Below are 25,581 nucleotides of genomic sequence, written 5' to 3'. Positions count from 1 at the left end.
GTTACCCAGAATAATGAGCAATTAGGAGCGCGCCGAACTGAAATGGTTCGGCGCGACCTGAGTCAAGGCAGGACTTGCTTGAACGGCTTGATCACGACGTCAGCGTAAACGCCTGCTGCAACATAAGGATCGGCCTTGGCCCAAGCCTGGGCATCGGCCAGGGAGGCGAACTCGGCGACGATCAGGCTACCGGTGAAACCGGCATCGCCCGGGTCATTGCTGTCCACTGCCGGATGCGGGCCGGCCAATACGATACGGCCTTCGGCTTGCAGCTGTTTGAGGCGCTCGACGTGAGCCGGGCGTACGGAAAGGCGCTTTTCCAGCGAGTTGGCAACGTCGGTAGCAATGATGGCGTAGAGCATGTCAGTCCTCGGTTTTTGGCGTGGTAGGGTCGGTGTCATGCAGATGGCGCGACAGGTAAATACCCTGGGCAACCAGGAACAGCACGGTCATGCCAAGGCTGCCGAAGACTTTGAAGTCGACCCAGTAGTCCTGGAAGGTGAACGCCACGAACAGGTTGGCAGCACCGCAGAACAGGAAAAACACGATCCAGGCCACGTTCAAACGCACCCACACCGGCTCCGGGAGGGTCAGCGCATGGCCCATGATCCGCTTGATCAGCAGGCGGTCACCGATGAAGTGGCTGCCGATGAACGCGAGGGCGAACAGCCAGTTCACCACCGGGGCTTTCCATTTAAGGAAGGTTTCACTGTGGAAGGCCAGGGTCAGGCTGCCGAAGACCAGGCACGCGACTAAGGTCAGCCATTGGCTTTTTTCCAGTTTGCGCTGGGAGATGAAGAGGGCGCCGTAGACCACGAGGGAACTGATGATAAGCACGGCGGTGGCGCTGTAGATGCCCCCGAACGTCAGCTCATGGCCGGCCAGATCAATGACCCTGGGGTCGAGTTTGTAAACGATGAAAAACAGCAACAGCGGGATGAAGTCGATGAATTGTTTCACAGTAAGAGCCAGAAGCTGGATGTGGCGGCATAATAACAAACATCCTTGGTAGCGAAAGCGCCAGCTGACTTGAGGTTACAAAGCCCCGTGAATGTTGATTTGCACTGCCACAGCACGGCCTCCGACGGCGCCCTGGCGCCTGCGGTACTGGTTGCGCGTGCGTTTGAAAAAGGCGTGCGAGTCCTTTCGTTGACCGACCACGACACCCTCGAAGGGCTGGACGAAGCCCGCGAAACCGCGCACGCGCTGGGCATGCAGCTGGTCAACGGCGTGGAATTGTCCTGCACCTGGGGCGGCGCCACCATTCATGTGCTTGGCTACGGGTTTGATCAGAAAGCCCCGGCACTGGTGCAGGCCATCGCTAATTTGCACGATGGCCGTTGGCTGCGGTCCGAAGAAATAAGCCGAAAACTCAGCCTTAAAGGCATGCCCAATGCCCTCGACGGCGCCCGCGCCATCCAGCAGGAACTGGGCGACAGCGGCAACGCACCGGCCCGGCCGCATTTTGCCGACTGGATGGTACGTGAAGGTTTTGTTAAAGACCGTGCCGAAGCCTTTCGCAAATGGCTGGGCGCCGGCAAGTTGGGGGATGTGAAGTTGCACTGGCCGACCCTGGAAGACACCGTCGAGACCCTGCGCGCCTCCGGGGCCTGGGTCAGCCTGGCGCACCCTTGGCATTACGATTTCACCCGCAGCAAGCGCCGCAAGCTGATCAGCGACTATATTGGTGCGGGTGGTCACGCGATTGAAGTGGTCAACGGGCATCAACCCGCCGAACAGGTGGGCAGCCTGGCGATTCTTGCTCGCGAATTTGGTCTGCTGGTCAGTGCCGGCAGTGACTTTCATGGCCCAGGCGGCTGGTCCGAGATCGGCGAGTATCGCCAGGTCCCGGAGGATTTGCCGCTCTTGTGGGGGCGATTCAAGCATGACCCCATTATTGCCACCGTCTGAACAGGTAGAACACGTGAGTCAATTTTTCCAGATTCATCCGGAAAACCCCCAGGCGCGCCTGATCAAACAGGCCGTCGAGATCATTCGCGCCGGCGGCGTGGTGATCTACCCAACGGATTCGTCCTACGCTATTGGTTGCCAGATCGGCGACAAGGGCGCGGTAGAGCGTGTAAGACGCCTGCGTGACCTGGACAAGAACCACAACTTTGCGCTGATCTGCAGCGACTTGTCCCAACTGGGGCTGTTCGCCAAGGTCGACACCGGCACCTTCCGCCTGCTCAAGGCTCACACGCCTGGACCCTACACCTTCATTCTCAACGCCACCCGCGAAGTGCCGCGCCTGCTGCTGCACCCGAAGAAACGTACCATCGGTCTGCGCGTGCCGGAGCATCCGATTGCCCTGGCGCTGCTGGCCGAGCTGGGTGAGCCACTGATGAGCGTGTCGTTGATCATGCCCGGCGACAGCGAACCGCTGGAAGACCCGTACGAAATGCGCCAGCTCCTGGAAAAACAGGTGGACCTGATCATCGACGGCGGCTTCGGCGGTGGCAAAGCCTCTACGGTGATCAACCTGGCCGACGGCGAACCCGAGGTCATCCGTGTGGGTTGCGGCGACCCTGCTCCATTTATGGTTGAGGCCTGAATGTCGTCTGTGGAAACCGTCGACAGCCAGGCCGGCGCCCAGCAGGAACTGCCATTTGCAATGGTGTACGGCCAGGCCGTGCTGGAAATGCCGCTGGACTTGTACATCCCGCCGGACGCCCTGGAAGTCTTCCTTGAAGCCTTCGAAGGCCCGCTGGACTTGCTGCTCTACCTGATCCGCAAGCAGAACATCAACATCCTCGACATCCCGGTGGCGGAAATCACCCGTCAGTACATGGGCTATGTAGAGTTGATGCAGTCGGTGCGCCTGGAACTGGCCGCCGAGTACCTGGTGATGGCCGCCATGCTTGCCGAGATTAAGTCGCGCATGCTGCTGCCGCGCTCGGAGACGGTTGAGGCCGAAGAAGACGACCCGCGCGCCGAACTGATCCGTCGCCTGCAAGAGTACGAGCGCTTCAAGGCGGCCGCCGAAGGTATCGATGGCTTGAGCCGGGTGGGCCGCGACGTGGTCGTGCCCAAACTCGACGCGCCCGAGGCCCGCGCGCGCAAGTTGCTGCCGGACGTGAGCCTGGAAGAATTATTGATGTCCATGGCCGAGGTACTGCGCCGTGGCGATATGTTTGAAAGCCACCAGGTCAGCCGCGAAGCGTTGTCGACCCGCGAGCGCATGAGCGATGTGCTGGATCGCCTCAAAGGTGGCGGGTTTGTGCCTTTTGTCGAACTGTTTACGAAAGAAGAAGGGCGCCTGGGGGTGGTGGTGACTTTTATGGCGATCCTTGAATTGGTCAAGGAATCCTTGGTCGAGCTGGTCCAGAATGAGCCTTTTGCGGCTATCCACGTGCGGGCGCGAGCCGAATAAAGAGCTGAATCGATGAATCTGACTGAACCCCGCGAACTGGCGCCGCTGCTGGAGGCCTTTCTCCTGGCCTCGGGTAAACCGCAATCCCTGGAGCGCTTGTTCGAACTCTTTGAAGAAGCCGAGCGCCCTGAGCCGCCGGTGTTCAAGAAGGCGCTGGAGATATTGCGCAAATCCTGCGACGGCCGTGCCTTTGAACTGCGCGAGGTGGCGTCGGGTTATCGCCTGCAGATCCGTGAGAAGTTTTCCCCGTGGGTTGGGCGTTTGTGGGAAGAGCGCCCGCAACGTTATTCGCGGGCAATGCTGGAAACCATGGCGCTGATCGCCTACCGCCAGCCCATCACCCGGGGCGAGATCGAGGACGTACGTGGCGTGGCGGTCAACAGCCATATCGTCAAGACCTTGCTGGAGCGCGAGTGGATCCGCATCGTTGGCTACCGTGACGTTCCCGGCAAACCGGCGATGTTTGCCACCACCAAGGTGTTCCTCGACCACTTTAACCTGAAAAACCTCGACGACCTGCCGCCGCTCGCCGAACTGCGCGAAATGGAACCCGACCCGGTGCTGGACTTCGACGACGCCCCCGTGCCCGCCAGCCTGCAAGAGTTGGCGGATGCCAGCGCCGAGCCGGAAGAACCGAAGGACGAGACCAGTTTCCACACGTTGTTGCTTGAGCTGGACGACATGGAGCAGGGCATCAAGACCGACTTCGACGACCTGTTGCGTGATGGCGCGGCAGAGCCTGAAGCCCAAGTGAACGTGGACGTTGAGCCCGAGGTCGAACCTGAATCCGAGCCTGAGCCCGAAGAAGATGTCCTCGGCGTGGCCGAAGCCCGCGAGAAACTCCTGGCCGCCGTCGCCGCCCTCGAACAGCCGCCGCTGAGCGACGAAGAAGACGAAGCCAGGGCCCTGGCCGAAGCCATCGAGAACGAGCGCCGCGAGTTTGAAGACTAACGCGATCCGCCAGGCCCGCTCCCACATTTGATTATTGTTGCCAGGGAGAAATCATATGAGTTCAACCAAAGACCCCTGCATCAGCGTCTGCAAATTCAGCGACGACATCTGCCTTGGCTGTGGCCGCAACAAGCGCGAAATCCGTGCCTGGAAGAAACTCGACAAGGTCGACAAGCGCACAGTGTTGGCCGAGGCCGAGCTCCGATTGCTGGCCCTGGGCGCCACCGGTCGGCGGAAAAGCAAATGACTTGGGCCATATCGACTAGTCTCTGATGCGCAACGCGCGTCATGCGCGTATGATTCGCGACCCTTTGCCGAGCTATTCGGCCAAAGCCCCGCTTTCAACACTCTTCAGGCCACGCCTGAATCGACCCACCGGGAGGTGCTTAAGATGAACGACAAAGACCAGAACGACAGCCAGGAAATCGGCCCAGCAGGTGAAAAACTGCAAAAGGTGCTGGCGCGTATCGGCGTGGGCTCGCGCCGCGACGTCGAAGCCTGGATCACCCAGAAGCGCATCAAGGTCAACGGCGTCGAGGCTACCCTCGGCCAGCGCGTCGACCTGCACGATGCAATCACCATTGATGGCAAGGTCATCAAGCGTGAAGAGGCCGCCGAATCGGTGCGCCGCGTGATCATGTACAACAAGCCCGATGGCGAGATCTGCACCCGTGACGACCCGGAAGGCCGTCCGACCGTGTTCGACAAGATGCCTAAGCCGAAAGAAGGCCGTTGGATCAACATCGGTCGTCTCGACATCAACACCACCGGCTTGCTGATGTTCACCACTGACGGTGAATTGGCCAACCGCCTGATGCACCCGTCCTACGAGATGGACCGCGAATACGCTGTGCGTGTGCGTGGCGAAGTCGATGACGAGATGATCGAGCGCTTGAAAGCCGGCGTGGTGCTGGAAGACGGCCCGGCCAAGTTCACCGATATCAAGCAGGCCCCAGGCGGCGAAGGTTTCAACCACTGGTACCACTGCGTGGTGATGGAAGGCCGTAACCGTGAAGTGCGTCGCCTGTGGGAATCCCAGGGCCTGGTGGTCAGCCGCCTGAAGCGCGTGCGTTTCGGCCCGGTGTTCTTGAACTCCGACCTGCCGATGGGCCGCTGGCGCGAAATGAGCCAGTACGAAGTCGACATCCTCAGCGCCGAAGTCGGCCTGACGCCAGTCGCGATGCCGCAGATGAACGCCAAGAGCAAAGACAAGCTTGAGCGTATGCAGCGTAAATCGTCGCGTCCGGTTGCTCGTACCGAGCGCGTTGCCCGCACCCTGCGCCCTGCGCTGAATGCACCGGCTACCGGCGGTCGTATTTCCCGTGAGCCGCAGATCGAAGGCGAGCGTCGTCCGACCGCGCCATCGCGCCAGGAAGGCGAGCGTGCTCCACGCACGCCGCGCCCAGCTCCGGCCGGTGGTCGCAGCAATCGCGGTGAAGCGGATCGCCCTGCCGACAGCGCCAGCACCAAGCGTCCAGCCAAGCCGGCCGCTAACAAGCGCCCCGGCCCCAAACTGGTCGCGGACGAGCCATCGGGCAAGCGCCGTGGCGCCCCGGCCGGTTCGGGTCAGCGTCCTGGTTTTGGTCGCAAGAAGCCGCAGTGATTTGCTAAGCGCTGCATAAAAAAACGCCAACCTTCGGGTTGGCGTTTTTTTTGGTCTGAATTTGAAATGCGTTCAACTGTGGGAGCTGGCTTGCCTGCGATGGCATCACTGCGGTCTGTCTGATAGACCGAGGTGTCTGCATCGCAGGCAAGCCAGCTCCCACATTTAGAGCCTCAGCGTTCATGAGGTCAGTGGTTAGAACGCAAACCTGCCATCAAACACCGGCTTGTCATCCAGCGCCAACACCCCGCTGGCAAAGATCAGGTCCAGGTGATGGCTGCCTTTCTGCCCACCCCCCAAACCCAAATGCAACCCACAATGGCGCTCCTCAAACCCGGCATTGCGCGCATACAAATCCTTGACCCCTTCATTGGTCCCAATCCCTAATTCCTCCACGCGCCGGTTGGACGGGTTGGCATTCAGGTACTTGTTGAAGTCATTGGCCAACCCCGGCACCTCACTGGCTACGCTGCAGACGGTCGAGTTCTCGATCCACAGCTCCAGCGGTGATTGCAGCACGCCATATTTGCGTGCAAACGGGATGGTGCTGAGAAAGGTGCCGACAAACCGCACCTGGCCATTGATGGCTTCGCTGTGGGTCGCGATCTCGCCGGGTGCCAGGTCGTGGTTGCCGATGCCGTTGATATTGGTCCACTTCTTGATGCTGCTCAGCGGCGCCTCCAGCCGCGAGCCGTGCTTGTCGGTGAAGCTCAACACATTGGCCTGGGACATGCGTCGGATCAGTGTGGCGTTGAGGTCGGCGATGCGCTGCGGCTCGACGCTGAAGGTGTCGTAGAAATAGTCGCCGTAATCCTTGAACAGCAGGGATTTCTTCCAGTGCTCGGCCATCACGCGCTGCAGCGCGCGGATAAAGTCCGGGCCTTCGGCGCGTGGGTTGGGCAAAGTCGAGGAATCGTAGAAAAACAGATAGAGGTCGCAGGCTTCGATGGCTTGGACCAAACCATCGCTGGCGGCCAGGTCCAGGCGCTGCACCCGGAAATTGAAACGGGCGGCGCTGCTGTGGGTGATCGCCTGGGCAATGGCGTCGTAGCGCTCGGTATGGCCCAGTAACACGGTGGGACGATTCAGGCCGCTGAGGGCCGGGTGGTGCGCAAGGTAGTAGAGAAAGTGTTCGACGGCGCGGGCCTTGTCCATGACGTACATCCTATTGTGCCTTGGGTAAGGGTGGCAGGTGCCGTGCACAACACCTGCCGGATACCTGCCGATTTTTAGAAAGGCCACATCGCGGTGCCGAACGGCACGACGGCATCGGCTTGCATCATTTCAACGGCGGCCTCATGGGTCGGCGCTTCAAACCAATCGTCGAGTTGCAGTTCGGTTTCCAGGTCGTTTTCCAGTGCTTGCATGGTGTATCTCCTAGAGGACGTTGTTTGAGAACGGCTTGCCAACGGGCTGCGCTGGGCAAGTGGAATGAACCTAGGAGAGCCTGTTTCAGAATGCAAAATATTTATTGACACGGTTCCAATTGCACAATTTTTTCTATTTAGGCCCGTTAGCTTTTTTTTCATAAAAAACAGCAGGCTGATCATGGGGATTTGTAGGAAGTTTCCCGCCGCCAATTTTCCGTGAGTTCACGCCTGTAACGTAGATTTTCCGCGCTGTAACGATTAATTGACGATAAAGCCGCGCGCTTGTTGAGCGGTGAAGCCCTGTAAGAAATGCCTGACAGATCGTCGCATGCACCGTTGCGGGGCGGCCCCAAGCTGTCGAGCGGTGTACAATCCGCCGCGTTTTACTGTGACGCCCCTTGCGTACCCACGCAAAAGGCCAAGACCTCAGGGTTATCGACCCTGATCACTCCGCCCGGCCACGAGCCAGGCGGGTTCGATTTCGTCACAGATAAAAATAAACAGGTGACGCATGACCGTTAGAAAGACGCTGTATTCCTGGTGCCTGCGCTGGGGTTTGAGCAGCGCTGCTTGAGTCGAGATTCAAGGCAGCAACGTGCATTCAACATCATCAAACCTTGCGTGAGACCCTTTTCATGAGTGGACCCCATTCCTCTTCAGGCGAGCTGAAACGCGGCTTGAAAAATCGGCATATCCAGTTGATCGCCCTCGGGGGCGCCATCGGCACCGGCCTGTTCCTGGGCTCTGCCGGGGTGCTCAAATCCGCCGGCCCTTCGATGATCCTGGGTTATGCCATCTGCGGCTTCATTGCCTTCATGATCATGCGCCAGCTCGGCGAAATGATCGTTGAAGAGCCGGTCGCCGGCTCTTTCAGTCACTTTGCCCACAAGTACTGGGGCGGTTTCGCTGGCTTCCTGTCGGGCTGGAACTGCTGGATCCTGTACATTTTGGTGGGCATGTCGGAGCTGACGGCTGTCGGCAAATACGTGCATTACTGGTGGCCGGAGATTCCGACCTGGGTCTCGGCGGCGGCGTTCTTCGTGCTGATCAACCTGATCAATCTGGCCAACGTCAAAGTCTTTGGTGAGGCTGAGTTCTGGTTCGCCATCATCAAGGTGGTGGCTATCGTCGGCATGATCGCCCTGGGCAGCTACATGCTGGTCAGCGGCAGCGGCGGGCCGCAGGCTTCGGTGACTAACCTATGGGCGCACGGTGGGTTCTTCCCTCACGGCGTCGGCGGTTTGGTGATGGCCATGGCGATCATCATGTTCTCCTTCGGTGGCCTGGAAATGCTTGGCTTCACTGCCGCCGAAGCGGACCAGCCACGCACTGTGATCCCGAAAGCGATCAACCAAGTGATCTACCGCATCCTGATTTTCTACATCGGTGCGCTGGTCGTGCTGTTGTCGCTGACACCGTGGGACAGCCTGCTGACAACCCTCAACGCCTCGGGCGATGCCTACAGCGGCAGCCCGTTCGTGCAGGTGTTCTCGATGCTAGGCAGCAACACCGCCGCGCATATTCTTAACTTCGTGGTCCTGACGGCGGCGCTGTCGGTGTACAACAGCGGCACTTACTGTAACAGCCGCATGCTGCTGGGTATGGCCGAACAGGGTGATGCGCCCAAAGCACTGGCGAAGATCGACAAGCGCGGCGTACCAGTGCGCTCTATCCTCGCCTCGGCGGCGATCACCCTGGTGGCGGTGTTGATGAACTACCTGATCCCGCAACACGCACTGGAACTGCTGATGTCTCTGGTCGTGGCGACGCTGGTGATAAACTGGGCGATGATCAGCTTCTCCCACTTCAAGTTCCGCCAGCACATGAACCGCACCGGTCAGGTGCCGTTGTTCAAGGCGTTGTGGTACCCGTACGGCAACTATGTGTGCTTGGCGTTCGTGGTGTTTATCCTGGTGATCATGCTGATGATTCCAGGGATTCAGGTGTCGGTGTTCGCGATCCCGGTGTGGGTGGCGTTTATGGCGGTGTGCTACTGGATCAAGAATAAGCGCAGTGCCCGTGTGGTCGCGAGCACAACGCGGACAGTTTTGGAGTAGGACCTTTCCGCAAATAGAAAACCCGGCACCTTGCCGGGTTTTTTGTTTGCGGCAGCAGGTTAGAATCGCCCCTCGTTTTTTCCAGCGCTCGCCCGGAGGTCCCATGCAACACACCGACATCGACGGCGGCGCTTTACAGCGCTTTGATCTGGAAGACCTCATCGACCAGCACGGCGGGCCCTTACGCCTGATCGGCGTCGACCTGAGTGGCGCCGATCTGTCGCGCATGGTGCTGGATCACTGGGTGTTTGAACGCTGCATCCTCGTCCAGACCTCCTTCCTCGGTTCGCGCCTGGAAGGTACCCAGTGCAAAAGCTGTCGGGCCGGCCACGCCATATTTGAAGCGGCAAACCTACTGGAGGCGCAGTTCCACAGCTGCGACCTGAACAACACCCGCTGGCAGCGCAGCAAGCTGTCCCAGGCGAGCTTTGAACACTGCAAGTTGACCGGGGCCAACTTCACCCATTGCGCTTCCCTGGGCCTGAGCTTCAGCGAGACTCGACTGAACAGCGCTTTCCTGTCCGGGCTGTCGTTTGCGCGCACCGTACTGAATAACCTGGACTTCTCCGACAGCGATTTGTCGGACGCCGACTTTCGCAAGGCCGAACTGATCGACTGCAGCCTCGCCCACGCCCGTATCAACGGTGCCAATTTCGCCGGCGCCGATTTGCGCGGTGCGGATTTAAGCGGTTTCCGTCTCAATGATGCCAAACTGTTCAAAGGCGCTGTGATTTCCAAAGCCCAGGCCTCGATGTTGTTGTCCGAGTTGGGCTTGTCCGTTGCGTAAGGGTTTTGATTGATGCTGGTGATTTCCAACAACGTGCACTTGCCCGACGCCGAGATCGAGCTGACCGCCATTCGCGCCCAGGGCGCAGGTGGGCAGAACGTGAATAAGGTGTCGAGCGCGGTGCACCTGCGTTTTGACATTCCGGCGTCGTCGCTGCCGGAATTCTATAAGGAGCGGCTGCTGGCGCTGCGCGATAGCCGTATCACCAGCGAAGGCGTGCTGGTGCTCAAGGCCCAGCAATACCGGACCCAGGAGCAGAATCGCGCGGATGCGCTGGAGCGTTTGGTGGAGTTGATTCTCAGCGCCACCAAGGTCGAGAAGAAGCGCCGCCCGACCAAGCCGACCCTGGGCTCGAAAAAGCGTCGCCTCGAATCCAAGACCAAGCGGGGCAGCATCAAGGCCGGGCGCGGCAAGGTCGACTTTTAGTCGCCGCGCGCTTCACGGGCCTTGGGTGCCTGGCGGTACAGGTACACGCTCAGTAGCAAACCACCCAGGGCGGCGAGGGCGGCGAACAGGAAGATCGACGCAAAGCCGAAGCCAGCCGCCACGGCGCCGGCGAGCGGGCCGGTGATGCCCAGCGATAAATCGATAAACAGCGAATAGGCCCCCACCGCCGAGCCACGGCTGGACGCCGGTACCAGGTTAACTGCCTCCACCCCCAGCGCCGGAAACACCAGGGAAAAGCCGAAGCCGCTCAACGCCGCGCCGGCCAAGGCCAGGTTGGCGTCCGGCGCCAGCCACAGCAACAGCAGCCCTAGGATTTCCACGGACAGGCAGGCAATCGCCACGCGAAAACCGCCGATGCGGTTGATCAGGTTACCGAACAGCAAGCGCGCGCCGATGAAACTGGCGCCGAACAGGCTCAGGGCCCACACCGCGTTGTCCCAGTGCTGGGTGGTGTAATACAAGGTGATAAACGTGGCGATGGTGCCAAAGCCGATGGAGCCCAACGCCAGCGCGCAGCCGTGGGGCAATACCCGGCCCAGCACATTCATGAACGGCAGGCGCACGCCAGTGACGATCGGCGCTGCGACTTTGTTCCAGGCCAGCAACAAGCCGACGACCGCCAGCAGGATGATGCTGACGCCCATGCTCCACAGCCCGAAGTTTCTCACCAGTAATACGCCCAATGGCGCGCCGACGGCCAAGGCGCCATAGCTGGCGATGCCGTTCCAGGAGATGACTTTGGCGGTATTTGCCGCACCGACCCGGCCGATGCCCCAGCCGATGGCGCCCGAACCCACCAGGCTTTCAGCGCTGCCCAGCACCAGTCGGCCAATCAGCAGGCTGCAGAGGCTCACGGCAGGCACGCTTGAAAACCACGCCGCGAGCAGCATGAACACGCCGCTCAGGCCACAGCCCGCCAAACCGATCAGCACCGCACGCTTGCTGCCCAAGTTGTCGATGATTTTGCCCGCATAGGGGCGGCTCAGCAGGGTGGCCAGGTATTGCACGCTGATCACCAGGCCGGCAATCACCGCGCCGTAGCCCAGCTCACTGTGGACATAGCCTGGCAATACGGCCAGGGGAATGCCGATATTCAGGTAGCCGATAAAGGTGAACAGCACGATGGAAACAACTTGCAGCGTGACCGCCATGGGGCGCTGGGTATCTGGCATGGGGAGAGGTCCACTGTCGCAGCAGGTAAAGATAGGCTGCTAATGATACCGGTGGTTTGGCCCGCGCAGGGCGGTAAAACGCAAAAACCTCAGGTCACAAAGACCTCAGGTTTGCGCAGGGGCCAGCAATTGCGTGGTGACCAGGGCGGCCAGCGCGTTTTCCTGGGTGCCGAAGCGCTTGAGCAGCACGGCTTGCTTGTCGGCGCTGAGGCGGTTCCAGACCTCGACCATCTGCAGGGCAGCATCGAGTACGGCGGTGTCCGGGGGAGTGGGGGAGGCGTCAGTCATGGCAGGTATCTCGGATAATTCAGGCAGTGTGGAAAGCGCTCAAAGCTGCGCTTTCCACACGGTCTGGTACGGCGTCAGTCCTGGCTTTTGCTGTCGACTGGTTTTGCTTCTCTGGCCTCAGGCTGCTTGTCGCTGGCCTGCTGCGGTGTTGGCTGCTCTGTAGGGTGCAGGCTTGGGAAGGGGAGATTAGGTATCTCGTGCATCGTCGTCGCTCCTCGCAAGGTCTGTTTTTTCAATCGCAGGTGATTCCGCGCTCTCAAAAAGCCTTGGCAGGATACAGCACTGTAAATGACAAATAGACTTTTATCTCGACGGATAGGCGACCCTTCATCCTGCAAACGCAAGTGACATGGGGTCACACTTACCTTTAGAACGGCACTTTGCCCAGGATCATGTCGCGATACATCACAAAATCCCCGAGCAAGCTGTAGAACGGGTGCTGAAACGTCGCCGGGCGATTTTTTTCGAAGAAGAAGTGGCCGATCCACGCAAAGCTGTAGCCGGCAATCGGCACGGCAATCAGTAGGCCCAGCGAGCCTCTGCCGATGGCGTACGCCAAAATTCCGATCACCAGCGTGGTGCCGATAAAATGCAGGCGCCGGCACGTGCTGTTGCCGTGCTCGCTCAGGTAATAAGGATAGAACTCAGCAAAGCTATTGAATTGCTTGACGTTTTCCACAGTGACCGGCCCTTTGATTGTTATGCCGCCCAACAGGTGTTCGGCGGGGAGCTTATTTGAGTCTAGAGTGATCAGTAGTAACAGCCAGTGACAATAGACGCCACTTTAGTATCCTTGGCTTCCTGGCTGCCATTTGAACCTGCTTTTTTAAGAAGACGCCATGAGCGAACGAACAACTTCTGCAAGCTGGGCGATGGGGATCGTCAAGGCATTGGAAATGGACGGCCTGGATTGCCGCGCCTTGTTCAAGCAGCTCGGCCTGGACTACGCCGCCCTGAGTGAACCCGATGCGCGGTTTCCGCAAGACTCCATGACGCGCCTGTGGCAACGGGCGGTGGAGCTTTCAGGCAACCCGGCGATCGGCTTGAACATGGGTAAAGTGGTGCGCCCGGCGTCGTTTCATGTAGCTGGCTATGCACTGATGTCCAGCAATACCCTTGCCGAGGGCTTTATGCGCCTGGTGCGCTACCAGCGCATCATCGCCGAAAGTGCCGACCTGAGTTTCCGACTGATCCCCGAAGGTTATGCGCTGATTCTGACGGTGCATGGCGATCACCTGCCGCCCACCCGACAAAGCGCCGAAGCGTCGCTGGCCAGTGCCCTGGCCCTGTGCGGTTGGCTGACCGGCCGTACCCTGCAGCCGCGCAAGGTAGTGTTGCAGGGTGATCAACCGGCGGACCTGTCGCCCTACAAACAAGCCTTCCATGCACCTTTGGAATTCAACGCGCCCTATGACGCGCTGATTTTCGAGCGGGCCGACATGGACGCGCCGCTGCCCACGGCCAACGAGGCCATGGCGCTGCTGCATGATCGATTTGCCGGCGAATACCTGGCGCGTTTTTCGGAAAGCCGCGTGACCCACAAGGCACGGCAGGTGTTGTGCCGCCTGTTGCCCCAAGGTGAGCCCAAGCGAGAAGTGGTGGCCCAGACGTTGCACCTTTCCCAGCGCACCTTGCAGCGGCGTCTACAGGAGGAGGGCACCAGCTTCCAGACCCTGCTCGATGACACCCGCCGCGAACTGGCCGAGCAGTACCTGGCGCAGCCCAGCATGACGTTATTGGAAATCGCCTACCTGTTGGGTTTTGCCGACCCGAGCAACTTCTTTCGCGCGTTTCGTCGTTGGTTCGACGCCACGCCCGGCGAATACCGGGCGCGGTTGCTGGAAGCGTCAGCCGTCAGTGACGCCAAAACGCCGGAATGCACAGAACAAAGACTGTAATGATCTCCAGCCGGCCCAGCAGCATGCCGAGTGACAGAATCCACTTGGCCGCATCCGGCAGGCTGGCGAAGTTGCCCGCCGGGCCAATGGTTTCCCCCAGGCCCGGGCCGACGCCGGACACGGTACTGGCTGCGCCGGTCAAGGCGGTCATCCAGTCCAGTCCCAGCAGCGACAAGGCCAGGGCGATGGCGCAGATGGTGATGGCGAAGAAAAACGAGAACGTCAGGATCGAACGCACGATCTCTTCGTCAAGGCGATGGCCGTTGTACTTCTGCTTGATCACCGCGCGCGGGTGAATCAACTGGTTCAAGTTGGCCTTGAGCAGGATATAGGCGACCTGAAAGCGGAAGATCTTGATCCCACCCGCCGTAGAGCCTGAACAACCACCGATAAAGCCCAGGTAAAAGAACAGCATCAGTGAGAAGTTGCCCCACAGGCTGTAGTCCCCCAATGCAAAACCTGTGGTGGTGACCACCGAGGTCACGTTCAACGCCACATGACGCAGGGCGTCCAGCCAATGCAGGTTGGTGGTCCACCAGTACCAGGTGCCCAGTACCAGCCAGGTCACCAGCAACAATCCGAGCAAGCCTTGTACCTGCTGGTCCTTGATCAACGCCCGGCGGTTGCCGCGCAACGTGGCCACGTACAGGGTGAACGGCAAGCTGCCGAGGATCATCACCACCACCGCCACCCAGTGCACCGCCGGTTGTTTCCAGTGGGCCAGGGATTCATCGGAGGTGGAGAACCCCCCGGTGGAAATCGCCGACATCGCGTGGTTGATCGCATCGAACAGGCCCATCCCGGCCCACCAGAACGCCAGGCTGCCGAGGATGGTGATACCGACGTAGGCCGCCACGATCAGCCGCGCCACCATGTGCGAGCGGGGCATGACCTTTTCCGAGCGGTCCGAGGATTCGGTCTGGAACAGGCGCATGCCACCGATACGCAGCAGTGGCAGGATCGCCACCGCCATGCCGATAAAGCCGATGCCACCCAGCCAGTGCAGCAGCGAGCGCCACATCAGGATGCCTGGCGACATGGCGTCCAGGCCGCTTAATACGGTGGAGCCGGTGGCGGTGATGCCGGACATGCTTTCAAAAAACGAGTCGGTGTAGCTGATGTGCTGGGTCAACAGAAACGGCAGCGCAGCAAAGATGCATACCACCACCCAGCTTGTAACGGTGAGTAGGTACATGTCCCGCGGGCGCAGGTGCACATGCTCGGGGCGACCCGGGATCACCAGGGCCAGGCCGGCGAGAAAGGTGATCATGCTGGCCCACAGGAAAGAGGGTAGGTCACGGGTGCGTTCGAAGATCACCAGGGTCGCCATTGGCACGACCATGGCGATCGCGAGGGTGATCAGGAAGATGCCGATGATGAAACCGATGATGCGTAGGGTCGGCAACGCCATGAAGTGAGCTCGGGGTTATTGGGTAGAGGCGCCATTCTACCTGCGGTGCAGGTCTTGTAAACCGGGGCGTCCGAGGCGAAACCGGTCAAGTGTGGGAGCCGGCTTGCCTGCGATAGCGGTGGGTCTGCGAAACATTCGTCAACTGACAGCTCGCTATCGCAGGCAAGCCAGCTCCCACAGGAGTTGTGTGGTAGCAGGTAGCGCGCACAAAAAAGGCGACCCGAAGGTCGCCTTTTTCAACGCGCTACTGATCAGAACTCGTGATCAGCGCTGTCCGGGTTCAAGTCGCTGATGCCCAGCTTGCCCGCCGCCGCTTCGATCGAACCGGTCTGCTTGACCAGCGCAGCGATGGCGTCACGCACGATCTGGTTGCCCGCATCGTTACCCGCAGCGATCAACTGGTCGTAGTGCTCACCCTTGTTGGCGTGGTCAACCATGACCTGGATCTTCGCTTCGGTGGCTGCCAGGTCCGCTTTCAGCGCGGTATCGGCAGCTGGATCGGCCTTGGCCACCAGGGACGAGAGGCTGGCGCCGGTCATTTTGGTGCCGTCAACACGGGTGTACTCGCCCAGGTAGACGTTGCGGATACCCTTGGCGTCGTAGAAGTGCGAGTTGTGGGTGTTGTCGCTGAAGCAATCCTGCTCGTCTTCCGGCGAGTTGGCTTCCAGGGAAACCTTCATGCGCTCACCGGCCAGCTCGCCGAGGGACAGGCTGCCCATGCCGAACAGCATCTTGCGCAGGCCGTCGGTGGCAGGTTCTGCCTCCAGGGTGGCGCGGTAGTTGTCTTCGACGTTGGGTTTCCAGTTGCCGACCATTTCTTCCAGGTCGCTGACCAGCAGTTGAGTCACAGCGCTCAGGTAGGCACGGCGACGCTCGTTGTGGCCGCCTGTGGCACCGTCGCCGGTCAGGTAGTCCGACGCAGGACGGTTGCCGGCGCCTGGGCCGGTGCCGTTCAGGTCTTGGCCCCAGAGCAGGAATTCGATGGCGTGGTAACCGGTGGCGACGTTGGCCTCGGAACCGCCCAGCTCATTGAGGCTGGCGAGTTTTTCCGGGGTGATGTCCTTCACGTCGACCTTGTCTTCGCCGACCTGGATCTCGGTATTGGCGATGATGTTGGCGGTAGCGCCTGGGTTACCCAGGGCGTGTTCGTAGGACTTGTCGGTGTAGTCGATCAGGCCTTCGTCGAGCGGCCATGCGTTCACCTGGCCTTCCCAGTCGTCGATGATGGTGTTGCCGAAGCGGAACACTTCGCTCTGCAGGTACGGAACGCGGGCGGCCACCCAGGCGGTACGCGCGGCTTTCAGGGTTTCGTCGTTCGGCTTGGCGAGAAACGCGTCGATCGCGGTTTGCAGGGTTTTAGCGGTGGACTCGGCGTCGCTGTAGACCGCAAACACCATGTCTGCGTAATGCGCGACCACGGCCTTGGCGGCTGCTTCGTCGACCTGGCCGGCAGGGGTGGCAGCGGCTGGAGCGGTGGTGCTGGCAGCCGGGGTCGGCGCCTGGTTTGCAGGGGCCTTGTCTTTACCTTCGCCGCAACCGGCGAGAGAAATGGCAATGGCCAGCAGACTGGCGGTGGCCAGGGGCATACGAATCATGGCGAACATCCTGCTTCGGTTGTTGAGAGGGCGCGCCGGGGGCGCGCAAAACTGCGACATAATGCGAAAGATTTGCATTTTGTGTAAAGGGTTATACGCGGGAAATATTCAGTATCGTTATGCCAAGTCAGAGAATGGCGGCGTTATTGCGCTCCGACTGCTTCAAAAAAGCCGCCAGCTCTCGGGCCTGCAAGGGTTTGCTGTAGTGGTATCCCTGACCTTCATGGCAGCCTTCGGAGATGATGTAGGCCTCTTGCTCAGCGGTTTCCACGCCTTCGGCGATCACCTGCATGCCCAGGCTTTTGCCCAGCTGGATGATCGCGCGCACGATGGTGGCGTCGTCGTCATCGTCCAGCAGGTCCTGGACGAAGCTCTTGTCGATCTTGATCTTGTCCAAGGGCAGGCTTTTCAAATAGCTGAGGGATGAGTAGCCGGTGCCGAAGTCATCAATCGCGATCAACGCACCGGACCGGCGCAGGCTCAGCAGGTGCTGGGCGGCGGTGCTGATGTCTTCCATCAGGCCGGTTTCCGTGACTTCCAGTTCCAGGCTGCGCGGCGGCAAGCGGTAGATTTGCATCAGGTTATTGACCACCCGCGGCAACTCGGTGTGGTGCAACTGCACGGTGGACAGGTTGACCGCCATGCGCAGGTCGGTAAAGCCCAGGTCGTGCCATTCGCGCAATTGGCGGCAGGCTTGGTCGAGTACCCATTCGCCTATCGGGATAATCGTGCCGTTCTGCTCCGCCAGCGGGATAAACAGGTCCGGCGGGACCAGGCCGTGTTCCGGATGCTCCCAGCGCAACAGGGCTTCCACGCCCACCACACGGTGGTCGCGGTAACTGATCTGCGGCTGGTACACCAGGTGGAATTGGTTGCGGCTGAGGGCGTCGCGCAGGTCTTTTTCCAGCTCCCGGCGGCGGCGCATCTCACTGTCGACGCTGGCGATATAGAACTGATAGCGGTTGCGCGAGCGGGTCTTGGCCAGGGTCATGGTCTGTTCGGCTTTTTGCAGCAGCTTTTCAGTGCTGTCGCCGTCTTCTGGGAATAAGGTGATGCCGATGGTGGCGCGCAGGCGGATCCGTTCGTGGTCGAGGACGAAGTCTGCTTCCAGGTCATCAAGGATGCTTTGTGCCAGCTCGGCGGCCTCGTAAGGCTGTTCGATATCGGCTTGGACCAGCGCGAACTGGTCTCCGCCCAGACGGGCCAGGGTACCGAGGCGCCCACTGTGCGCGCGTAAACGGTCGGCCAGCGCCAGCAGCAGTTTGTCACCGGCCTGGTAGGTGAACTGTTCGTTGACGCTTTTGAAATCATCCAGCCCCACGCACAACACCGCTACGCGCCGTTGTCGGCGGCCTGCGTCAATGAGGATCTTGTCCAGTTGCTCCTGCAGTTTCTGGCGGTTCGGTAAACCGGTCAGGAAGTCATACTGGGCCATGCGCAGCAGGCTGGTTTCGGCTTCATGGCGCAGGTGGGTATTGCGCTCGATGGACTCGAGCAGCTGGTTGGCGGTGTTGATCCACAGCCCCAATTCGTCGCGTTCGTGACCCTTGAGCTGCGGGATCTTGTGTTCGCTGGGCCGGTCCGGGTTGATCGACGTCAGGTGTTCGATAATCCGCGACAGCGGCTTGGTCAGCAGCCAGTGATAAACCAGGTAGAGCACCAGGCCCATGGCCAGGGCGCGCAATACACCGGAAATAAAGATGATCACCGAATTGACGATAAATCCCTGGCCATAGGTGGCCGTGTCGAGGGTGATACTCAGGTCGCCGTAATACTCGCTGTAGGGGCCTTTGCCGACCAGGGGCGTGGTAAACGTGCGTTCCTGGCCAAGAATCAGGTCGGTCAACCAGCGGCTCGGGGCGTGCTGCAAGGCGCGGCTCTTCTCGGCCAGCATGGTTTCGTTGGGGTGGCCGATGGACGCCATGCGCACCGCGTCATCCTGGAACAGGCCCTCAATCACTTGCATGCCCATTTCGCGGTCCAGGCTGTAGACGGCCTGGGTCGAGGGGTCGCGAAACATGTCGAGGATGCGCTGGGCATCGCCGGCCACGGCCTGGCGCGTCTTGTAGGCATCGAAAACGATCTGCGCCACGCTCAGCGCTACGCCCACGATCAATGCCGACAGCAGCACAACCCGTAGTAACTTCACCGACAAGCTGTTCTTGAGTTCCAGCTTCAAAGGGGCATTCCTTGTCTCATGCGGGTGGCCTTCAATATGCCATGAGTATTGGCAATCCCGTGAGGCCAGTCAAAGGAACATTAGGGCTGGAGACGTCTTGGCGGTGGGGAGGGAGAAAAAACCAGAAAAAACGGCGGATTTGCTCCGCCGCGTGGGGGGCTCGGCGTACGTGTGGTCAGGCAAATGCCTTTCCTACCGTGGCCGCTTTTATTGATAGGCTGAAATCTCGATCTTTGGTGGCGCCGGCGGCATCATGTCCTCGCCTGGTTTGCTGGGAGGGCTGGCAGCAGCGCCATCACCGCCACCCGCCCCGCCGGCGAGGCCTTTCATAAGTCCGGTGATTAATTGCATCGCCATCTGTGCGCCTGCTTTTCCGATTTCTTCCATCATTGATTCTCCAGAAGCGTGTGGGAGGGGTATTCCTCTCGCTGGATGGGTGGCACATTCCCTTCCGCGCGTTCCACGATTCTGGGCAGGTCGACGTTGTGGAACACCCACAAAAAAGCCCGGCAATCGCCGGGCCCTTTCTGCTGCAAGCGGTGCTTAGGCAGTGAAGGTTTTGCCTTCGAACTGCTCAGCCACGAACTTCCAGTTGACCAGGTTCCAGAACGCTTCCACATACTTTGGACGCACGTTACGGTAGTCGATGTAGTAGGCGTGTTCCCATACGTCGCAGGTCAGCAGCGGGGTGTCGCCGCTGGTCAGCGGGTTGCCGGCGCCAATAGTGCTGGCCAGGGCCAGGGAACCGTCAGCCTTTTTCACCAGCCAGCCCCAACCGGAACCGAAGGTGCCGACGGACGTTTTGGTGAACTCTTCCTTGAACTTGTCGAACGAACCAAACGCAGCGTTGATGGCTTCAGCCAGCGCGCCGGTAGGTTGGCCGCCGGCGTTTGGCGCCAGGCAGTTCCAGTAGAAAGTGTGGTTCCAGACCTGAGCAGCGTTGTTGAAGATGCCGCCCGAAGAGGATTTAACGATCTCTTCCAGGGTCTTGCCTTCGAACTCGGTGCCTGGCACCAGGTTGTTCAGGTTCACGACATAGGTGTTGTGGTGCTTGTCGTGGTGAAATTCCAAGGTTTCCTTGGAGATGTGCGGCTGCAGGGCATCGTGTGCGTAGGGCAGCGGCGGCAATTCGAAAGCCATGATGATTCTCCTAATCAGGTCAGTTGCGGTGAGCGCAAGGCCGATCACGGGCGGCCAAACAAGCGCCGGGGAGTTTGTACTCTTTGCGGCGCAGGGTCCGGATCATAGCACCGGGGGTGCGGCAAAACCACGCAACAACTGTGTGGGATAGAGGTTCCAGAGCGTTTTGGAATATTCCTCAGGCGCTGATCAATTGGTAGGCCACGCTGAACATCATCACCGCTACCAATAGGTCCAGCAGGCGCCAGGTGGCGGGGCGCGCCAGCCAGGGGGCCAGCCAGGCCGCGCCGAGTGCCAACGTGGCGAACCACACGAACGAGGCGCTGGCGGCACCGGCCACATAGGCGCCGGGCTCGGTTTGCTGCGCGCCGAGAGAGCCGATCAGCAAAACAGTGTCTAGGTACACGTGAGGGTTGAGCAGCGTCACCGCCAAGGCACTGAGCAACACGGCGCGCAAGGAGCGCACCTTGAGGTTGTCGCCTTGTTCCAGGCTCTGTTTTGAACAGGCCCGACGCAGTGCGCAAGCCCCGTACCAGATCAGGAAAGCTGCGCCGCCCCAACGGGCAATCGCCAGCAGCAATGGGCTTTGTGCCAGCACCGTCGCTAATCCGAACACCCCGGCGGCTACTAGCAGGGCATCGCACACTATGCACAACGCCGCGACCGGCAAGTGATGCTCGCGACGCAGGCTTTGCGCCAATACAAAGGCATTCTGGGAGCCGATGGCCATGATCAGGCCGAGCGCGACCAGCAGGCCATTCAGATAACTTTGCCACATAGGGATTACTCCGTGTCCGCTGCCAAGAGAAGCGATGCTGGCTATTCTCTTGGCACAGGCTGTATAAGAAAAACAAATATTGCTGATCGCTCATTAGAGAAACTGATGTTCGACTATAAATTGCTTTCTGCCCTGGCGGCGGTGGTGGAACAGGCTGGCTTCGAGCGCGCCGCGCAAGTGTTGGGGCTCTCGCAATCGGCGATCTCCCAGCGCATCAAGTTGCTCGAGGCGCGCATCGGCCAGCCGGTGCTGGTGCGGGCCACGCCGCCGACGCCTACCGAGATCGGCCGTCGCCTGCTCAACCATGTGCAACAGGTGCGCCTGTTGGAACGCGACCTGCAAAGTCAGGTGCCGGCACTGGACGAGGAAGGCATGCCCGAGCGCCTGCGCATCGCGTTGAACGCCGATAGCCTGGCCACTTGGTGGGCAGAGGCCGTCAGCGATTTTTGCGCCGAACACCATTTGCTGCTGGATTTGGTGGTGGAAGACCAGACCGTGGGCCTCAAACGCATGCGTGCTGGCGAAGTGGCCGCCTGCATCTGCGCCAGCGAGCGCCCGGTTGCCGGGGCACGCAGCCTGTTGCTGGGCGCTATGCGCTACCGGGCGCTGGCCAGCCCGGCTTTTATAACCCGGCACTTTCCGGATGGCGTACGCGCTGATCAACTGGCGCGCACCCCGGCACTGGTGTTCGGCCCGGATGATTTCCTGCAGCACCGTTACCTGGCGTCCCTCGGCGTGGACGGTGGTTTCGAGCACCATTTGTGCCCTTCGTCAGAAGGCTTCATCCGTTTGACAGAAGCAGGCCTGGGCTGGGGGCTGGTGCCGGAATTGCAGGTGCGCGACCCACTGGAAAAGGGCGTATTGGTCGAGTTATTGCCAGATAAGCCCATCGACGTGCCGTTGTACTGGCATCATTGGCGCAGTGGCGGGCAACTGCTGGGCTTGTTGACGGATCACCTGGCCCAGGCATGTGGCCAATGGTTGGTGCCGTTGGAGTAATGGCGCGCGTCAAGGCAACAGCGATGAAAAACGAAAGCACACGGGGTAACACATGAAGATTCTGGTCACCGGCGCAAGCGGCTTCATTGGCGGGCGCTTCGCGCGTTTCGCCTTGGAGCAGGGCCTGGACGTGCGGGTCAACGGGCGGCGCGCTGAAGGTGTGGAACACCTGGTGAGGCGCGGCGCCGAGTTTATCCAGGGTGATCTGAATGACGCCGACCTGGTGTGCGGGCTGTGCCGCGATGTCGAAGCCGTGGTGCATTGCGCGGGTGCTGTCGGGCTGTGGGGGCGCTATCAGGACTTTCATCAAGGCAACGTGCAGGTCACCGAGAACGTGGTCGAGGCCTGCCTCAAGCAACGGGTCGGCCGACTGGTGCACTTGTCGTCGCCATCAATCTATTTTGACGGCCGCGACCACCTGGGCCTGACCGAAGAGCAAGTCCCCAAGCGCTTCAAGCATCCCTATGCCGCCACCAAATACTTGGCGGAACAAAAGGTGTTCGGCGCCCAGGAGTTCGGCCTCGAAGTGCTGGCCCTGCGCCCGCGCTTCGTTACCGGCGCCGGCGACATGAGCATCTTCCCACGCCTGCTGAAAATGCAGCGCAAGAACCGCCTGGCTATCGTCGGCGACGGCCTGAACAAGGTCGATTTCACCAGCGTGCACAACCTCAATGAAGCGCTGCTCAGCAGCCTGCTCGCCACCGGTTCAGCACTGGGTAAGGCCTACAACATCAGCAACGGCACGCCAGTGCCGGTGTGGGATGTGGTGAACTACGTGATGCGCCAAATGGAGTTGCCGCAGGTAACGCGGTATCGGTCCTACGGTTTGTCCTACAGCGTGGCGGCCCTCAACGAGGCCTTCTGCGCGATGTGGCCCGGGCGTCCAGAGCCAGCATTGTCGCGCCTGGGCATGCAAGTCATGAACAAAGATTTCACGTTAGACATCAGCCGCGCCAGGCATTATCTGGACTACGAGCCCAAGGTCAGCCTGTGGACCGCCCTCGACGAGTTCTGCAGTTGGTGGAAGGCCCAGGACCCAGGGTTCAAGTAAGCACACAACAGGCAACACTTGGGGAACCGAATCTGGCCTTCCAGGTCGACCAGTGCGCCGGGAAGGCGGTTTATACTCCCGTCGCTCGCCATTTCACCGATTCAGGGTTGATTCATGCGCAACGATGCTAAAGACGACTTCGACAACGTTCCCAGCCTGCGGGCCGATGTCGGGGATGACGATGATTTCGAACCGACCCCGGCCACCTCGGTGCGTTCGCGCAACACGAAGGTAGTCAAGGTCAAGGGCGCCAGCACCGGCCCGTTATGGGCGTTGATCGGCGCGCTGCTGATCGCTTTTGCGGGCCTGGCCTGGTGGAGCTTCCAGCAGATTTCCCTGATGGGCCAGCAATTGGTTGCCACCCAGGAAAGTTTTGCGCGCATCAGCGAAGAAGCGGCGGGGCGCCTGCAGGATATTTCCGGCAAGGTGGTGGCCAGTGAAGCCAGCGTCAACAACGGCAGCGAAGCGTTGAAACTGCAGATCAAGCAGCTCGAAAGCCAGTTGTTGGAGCAGGGCAAACAGCAGGTCGGCGTGGCCGGCCAGGCCACCGAGTTGGATAAGCGGCTGGCGCAAATGACGGCCAGCACCACTGAACTGTCCAACGCCAACAGCAAGCTGCAAGGCCAGGTCCAGGCCCTGACCGACGCCGTGGCGACGCTTAAGGCGGCGCAAAGTGACGCAGGTAAGCGCGATGCCGAAATCAAGGAGCTTTCCGCTGACGTGGCCGCGTTGAAGAAACAGGGCAACCCAAGTGCGGCCATCGCCCGGATCGAGCAGGATCTGGTAGTGCTCAAAAGCGCGCAGGATAACCAGCCGGCCAACAGCGACGCGCCAACCAATAAAGAGTTCGACGTGTTCCGTATCCAGACCACGCGCAACATCACCACGTTGCAGAGCCAGGTGCAGAACCTGAACCAGCGGCTGAATGCGCCCGGCGGCGGCACACCACAGAGTCAATGATCGAAACCGGTTCAAGACACAAGCGGGCTTGCTCGCGAATGCGATGTATCAGTGACCCATCAGGCGACTGACACTCTGCATTCGCGAGCAAGCCCGCCCACCGTTGATTGGGGCGAAGCGCTGAATCGTGTCCAGGTTTTTAAATTGTCACTGTTCGGTGACATTTCCCATCCCCTTCGTTACTTGCCCCCGCCGCGCCCTTGTTTAGACTCCGGTCATCCCACAAAAAATAATAAGGGCCACCCATGACCACGCAACCACTGCCTGCCAGCAGTTGGCTGAACGCGCCTGCCCATCACGCTTGGCTCGCCGCTGAAGGCCAGCGCCTGCTGGCATTCGCCAAGGCATGTCGGCTGCCCGATGGTTTCGGCAACCTTGACGACAAAGGCCAGCTGCCAGCCGATGCCCACGCCGAAACCATGAACACTGCCCGCATGACCCACAGCTTCGCCATGGCTCATGCCTTGGGCTTGCCGGGGTATGCCGAGCTGGTCGCACATGGTGTTACGGCCCTCAGTGGCCCGCTGCGCGACGCAGAGCACGGAGGCTGGTTCGCCGCACCCCACGCCCTCGATGGCAACCGTGGCAAGGCTGCTTACCTGCACGCCTTTGTCGCCCTGGCCGCCAGTTCGGCGGTGGTGGCAGGCGCGCCCGGTGCACAAAACCTGTTGAACGACGCCATCCATATCATCGACCAGTTTTTCTGGAGCGAGGAGGAGGGCGTGATGCTTGAGTCGTTCGCCCAAGACTGGAGCGGTGTCGAGGCCTACCGCGGCGCCAACAGCAACATGCACGCCACCGAAGCCTTCCTCGCCCTGGCCGATGTCACCGGCGATACACGCTGGCTGGACCGCGCGCTGCGGATCGTCGAGCGTGTGATCCACACCCACGCCGCCGGTAACCAGTTCATGGTGATCGAGCATTTCGACGCGCATTGGCAACCGCTGCTCGGTTACAACGAAGACAACCCCGCCGACGGCTTCCGCCCCTACGGCATCACGCCCGGCCACGGCTTCGAGTGGGCGCGGCTGGTGCTGCACCTGGAGGCAGCGCGCCTGCAAGCCGGGCTCGTCACACCAGAATGGTTGGTGACCGACGCCAAGGGCCTGTTCGCCAGCGCCTGCGAATATGCCTGGTCCGTGGATGGCGCCCCCGGCATCGTCTACACGCTGGACTGGAACCACCGCCCGGTGGTGCGCGAACGTCTGCACTGGACCCACGCCGAAGCCAGCGCCGCTGCCCAGGCGCTGCTCAAGCGTACCGGCGAGTTGCACTACGAAACGTGGTACCGGCGCTTCTGGGAGTTTTGCGAGGCCCACTTTATCGATCGTCTCCACGGCAGTTGGCACCACGAACTCAGCCCGCACAACCAACCCAGCAGCAACATCTGGGGCGGCAAGCCAGACCTGTACCATGCTTGGCAAGCGGTCGTGCTGCCTGCACTGCCCTTGGCACCGAGTATGGCCAGTGCCATCGGGGCTGGGTGTTATGTCACCAGTTGGTGACATTTGTGCATCCCTTT

Annotated in this window: 27 protein-coding genes; 14 read left to right on the top strand and 13 right to left on the bottom strand. The window is 60.5% G+C overall.

Features of this window, described 5'->3' with window-relative positions:
* Positions 1 to 62: 62 nt before the first annotated feature.
* Positions 63 to 362: a YciI family protein gene (locus JBO08_RS17595; protein ID WP_015885584.1), complete on the bottom strand. Its 300-nt coding sequence runs from the start codon at positions 360 to 362 to the stop codon at positions 63 to 65.
* 1 nt (position 363) lies between these two features.
* Positions 364 to 960, bottom strand: coding sequence for a septation protein A (locus tag JBO08_RS17590; protein ID WP_065873577.1), 597 nt, complete (start codon positions 958 to 960; stop codon positions 364 to 366).
* An 87-nt stretch (positions 961 to 1,047) separates the two neighbouring features.
* Between JBO08_RS17590 and JBO08_RS17585 the strand changes: the two genes are divergently transcribed.
* From JBO08_RS17585 to rluB, 6 genes are all read left to right on the top strand, one after another.
* Positions 1,048 to 1,911: a PHP domain-containing protein gene (locus JBO08_RS17585; protein WP_065873576.1), complete on the top strand. Its 864-nt coding sequence runs from the start codon at positions 1,048 to 1,050 to the stop codon at positions 1,909 to 1,911.
* 13 nt (positions 1,912 to 1,924) lie between these two features.
* Positions 1,925 to 2,554 carry an L-threonylcarbamoyladenylate synthase gene (locus JBO08_RS17580; RefSeq protein ID WP_065873575.1) on the top strand — a complete coding sequence of 210 codons (630 nt, stop codon included), beginning with the start codon at positions 1,925 to 1,927 and terminating at the stop codon, positions 2,552 to 2,554.
* Positions 2,555 to 2,674: 120 nt separating this feature from the next.
* Positions 2,675 to 3,373, top strand: a complete 699-nt coding sequence (locus tag JBO08_RS17575) for a ScpA family protein (protein WP_175403020.1) — start codon at positions 2,675 to 2,677, stop codon at positions 3,371 to 3,373.
* A 12-nt stretch (positions 3,374 to 3,385) separates the two neighbouring features.
* Positions 3,386 to 4,324 (top strand): SMC-Scp complex subunit ScpB, encoded by a 939-nt coding sequence (gene scpB, locus JBO08_RS17570; protein ID WP_065873573.1) that lies wholly within the window; start codon positions 3,386 to 3,388, stop codon positions 4,322 to 4,324.
* A 55-nt stretch (positions 4,325 to 4,379) separates the two neighbouring features.
* Entirely contained in the window at positions 4,380 to 4,571 is a 192-nt protein-coding gene (locus JBO08_RS17565; RefSeq protein WP_065873572.1) for a DUF1289 domain-containing protein, read from the top strand.
* Positions 4,572 to 4,715: 144 nt separating this feature from the next.
* Positions 4,716 to 5,927, top strand: a complete 1,212-nt coding sequence (rluB, locus tag JBO08_RS17560; protein WP_065873571.1) for a 23S rRNA pseudouridine(2605) synthase RluB — start codon at positions 4,716 to 4,718, stop codon at positions 5,925 to 5,927.
* Between the two features lie 195 nt (positions 5,928 to 6,122).
* Here rluB and JBO08_RS17555 read toward each other — a convergent pair whose 3' ends face one another.
* A complete protein-coding gene (locus JBO08_RS17555; protein ID WP_220074374.1) occupies positions 6,123 to 7,082 on the bottom strand; it encodes a leucyl aminopeptidase in 960 nt (319 codons plus the stop codon).
* 74 nt (positions 7,083 to 7,156) lie between these two features.
* The gene (locus JBO08_RS17550; RefSeq protein ID WP_003175756.1) at positions 7,157 to 7,294 is read right to left on the bottom strand and encodes a hypothetical protein; all 138 of its coding nucleotides are present in this window, start codon (positions 7,292 to 7,294) and stop codon (positions 7,157 to 7,159) included.
* 638 nt (positions 7,295 to 7,932) lie between these two features.
* Between JBO08_RS17550 and JBO08_RS17545 the strand changes: the two genes are divergently transcribed.
* From JBO08_RS17545 to arfB, 3 genes are all read left to right on the top strand, one after another.
* A complete protein-coding gene (locus JBO08_RS17545) occupies positions 7,933 to 9,354 on the top strand; it encodes an amino acid permease (protein WP_065873569.1) in 1,422 nt (473 codons plus the stop codon).
* Between the two features lie 103 nt (positions 9,355 to 9,457).
* A complete protein-coding gene (locus tag JBO08_RS17540; RefSeq protein ID WP_220074373.1) occupies positions 9,458 to 10,141 on the top strand; it encodes a pentapeptide repeat-containing protein in 684 nt (227 codons plus the stop codon).
* A gap of 12 nt (positions 10,142 to 10,153) precedes the next feature.
* Positions 10,154 to 10,567, top strand: a complete 414-nt coding sequence (arfB, locus tag JBO08_RS17535) for an alternative ribosome rescue aminoacyl-tRNA hydrolase ArfB (protein ID WP_016975416.1) — start codon at positions 10,154 to 10,156, stop codon at positions 10,565 to 10,567.
* Here the strand turns inward: arfB and JBO08_RS17530 are convergent.
* The 3 genes from JBO08_RS17530 to JBO08_RS17520 all read right to left on the bottom strand — a co-directional run bounded on the left by JBO08_RS17530 (position 10,564) and on the right by JBO08_RS17520 (position 12,727).
* The gene (locus JBO08_RS17530; protein WP_065889921.1) at positions 10,564 to 11,760 is read right to left on the bottom strand and encodes an MFS transporter; all 1,197 of its coding nucleotides are present in this window, start codon (positions 11,758 to 11,760) and stop codon (positions 10,564 to 10,566) included. The two genes, arfB and JBO08_RS17530, sit on opposite strands and share 4 nt — an antisense overlap.
* A 105-nt stretch (positions 11,761 to 11,865) precedes the next feature.
* Entirely contained in the window at positions 11,866 to 12,048 is a 183-nt protein-coding gene (locus JBO08_RS17525) for a hypothetical protein (protein ID WP_049711784.1), read from the bottom strand.
* A 367-nt stretch (positions 12,049 to 12,415) separates the two neighbouring features.
* Positions 12,416 to 12,727 carry a DUF962 domain-containing protein gene (locus JBO08_RS17520; protein ID WP_049711785.1) on the bottom strand — a complete coding sequence of 104 codons (312 nt, stop codon included), beginning with the start codon at positions 12,725 to 12,727 and terminating at the stop codon, positions 12,416 to 12,418.
* A gap of 160 nt (positions 12,728 to 12,887) precedes the next feature.
* On the opposite strand from JBO08_RS17520, the gene JBO08_RS17515 reads away from it, so the two are divergent.
* Positions 12,888 to 13,946, top strand: a complete 1,059-nt coding sequence (locus tag JBO08_RS17515) for an AraC family transcriptional regulator (RefSeq protein WP_065873564.1) — start codon at positions 12,888 to 12,890, stop codon at positions 13,944 to 13,946.
* Here JBO08_RS17515 and JBO08_RS17510 read toward each other — a convergent pair.
* The 6 genes from JBO08_RS17510 to JBO08_RS17485 all read right to left on the bottom strand — a co-directional run bounded on the left by JBO08_RS17510 (position 13,903) and on the right by JBO08_RS17485 (position 21,049).
* A complete protein-coding gene (locus JBO08_RS17510; protein WP_065873563.1) occupies positions 13,903 to 15,357 on the bottom strand; it encodes a TrkH family potassium uptake protein in 1,455 nt (484 codons plus the stop codon). The genes JBO08_RS17515 and JBO08_RS17510 overlap by 44 nt on opposite strands.
* A gap of 251 nt (positions 15,358 to 15,608) precedes the next feature.
* Positions 15,609 to 16,952: an imelysin family protein gene (locus JBO08_RS17505; protein WP_049711788.1), complete on the bottom strand. Its 1,344-nt coding sequence runs from the start codon at positions 16,950 to 16,952 to the stop codon at positions 15,609 to 15,611.
* A 127-nt stretch (positions 16,953 to 17,079) separates the two neighbouring features.
* Complete coding sequence (locus JBO08_RS17500; RefSeq protein WP_065873561.1) at positions 17,080 to 19,131, bottom strand: bifunctional diguanylate cyclase/phosphodiesterase; 2,052 nt, start codon at positions 19,129 to 19,131, stop codon at positions 17,080 to 17,082.
* Between the two features lie 207 nt (positions 19,132 to 19,338).
* Positions 19,339 to 19,521, bottom strand: a complete 183-nt coding sequence (locus JBO08_RS17495; protein ID WP_065881025.1) for a hypothetical protein — start codon at positions 19,519 to 19,521, stop codon at positions 19,339 to 19,341.
* A 153-nt stretch (positions 19,522 to 19,674) separates the two neighbouring features.
* Positions 19,675 to 20,271 carry a superoxide dismutase gene (locus tag JBO08_RS17490; protein WP_017125974.1) on the bottom strand — a complete coding sequence of 199 codons (597 nt, stop codon included), beginning with the start codon at positions 20,269 to 20,271 and terminating at the stop codon, positions 19,675 to 19,677.
* 178 nt (positions 20,272 to 20,449) lie between these two features.
* Entirely contained in the window at positions 20,450 to 21,049 is a 600-nt protein-coding gene (locus tag JBO08_RS17485) for a LysE/ArgO family amino acid transporter (RefSeq protein ID WP_220074372.1), read from the bottom strand.
* A gap of 105 nt (positions 21,050 to 21,154) precedes the next feature.
* Between JBO08_RS17485 and JBO08_RS17480 the strand changes: the two genes are divergently transcribed.
* From JBO08_RS17480 to JBO08_RS17465, 4 genes are all read left to right on the top strand, one after another.
* Entirely contained in the window at positions 21,155 to 22,048 is an 894-nt protein-coding gene (locus JBO08_RS17480; protein WP_220074371.1) for a LysR family transcriptional regulator ArgP, read from the top strand.
* 52 nt (positions 22,049 to 22,100) lie between these two features.
* Positions 22,101 to 23,099: an NAD(P)-dependent oxidoreductase gene (locus JBO08_RS17475; RefSeq protein WP_220074370.1), complete on the top strand. Its 999-nt coding sequence runs from the start codon at positions 22,101 to 22,103 to the stop codon at positions 23,097 to 23,099.
* 114 nt (positions 23,100 to 23,213) lie between these two features.
* The gene (locus JBO08_RS17470; RefSeq protein WP_220074369.1) at positions 23,214 to 24,059 is read left to right on the top strand and encodes an ATPase; all 846 of its coding nucleotides are present in this window, start codon (positions 23,214 to 23,216) and stop codon (positions 24,057 to 24,059) included.
* 245 nt (positions 24,060 to 24,304) lie between these two features.
* Entirely contained in the window at positions 24,305 to 25,564 is a 1,260-nt protein-coding gene (locus tag JBO08_RS17465; RefSeq protein ID WP_220074368.1) for an AGE family epimerase/isomerase, read from the top strand.
* The last annotated feature ends 17 nt before the right edge of the window (positions 25,565 to 25,581 follow it).

It is taken from the genome of Pseudomonas sp. LAP_36, from assembly GCF_019456785.1.
GTDB lineage: Bacteria > Pseudomonadota > Gammaproteobacteria > Pseudomonadales > Pseudomonadaceae > Aquipseudomonas > Aquipseudomonas tritici.
Note: the sequence above shows the minus strand (reverse complement) of the source record. Positions and strands in the feature narration are given on the sequence as shown.